Source organism: Streptomyces megasporus (genome assembly GCF_000718985.1).
Classification (GTDB): domain Bacteria; phylum Actinomycetota; class Actinomycetes; order Streptomycetales; family Streptomycetaceae; genus Streptomyces; species Streptomyces megasporus.
In genome coordinates this window covers 1-200 of the sequence record NZ_JODL01000195.1, presented here as the reverse complement: position 1 = coordinate 200, position 200 = coordinate 1, and the positions used below count along the sequence as shown (strand labels likewise).

Here is a 200-nt window from a genome sequence, read left to right as displayed (position 1 = left end):
TATCCGGTATTAGCTCCGGTTTCCCGGAGTTATCCCAGAGTGCAGGGCAGATTGCCCACGTGTTACTCACCCGTTCGCCACTCCGACCCCACCCGAAGGAGGGGCCGGCGTTCGACTTGCATGTGTTAAGCACGCCGCCAGCGTTCGTCCTGAGCCAGGATCAAACTCTCCGTGAATGCTGTGCCGCCCCCGCTCGGGGG

General features: G+C 62.5%; 1 rRNA gene. It reads right to left on the bottom strand.

What is annotated here, in order from left to right:
- Nucleotides 1-176: ribosomal RNA gene (locus IF47_RS30015) — 16S ribosomal RNA — on the bottom strand; the annotation flags it as partial.
- Nucleotides 177-200: the final 24 nt, after the last annotated feature.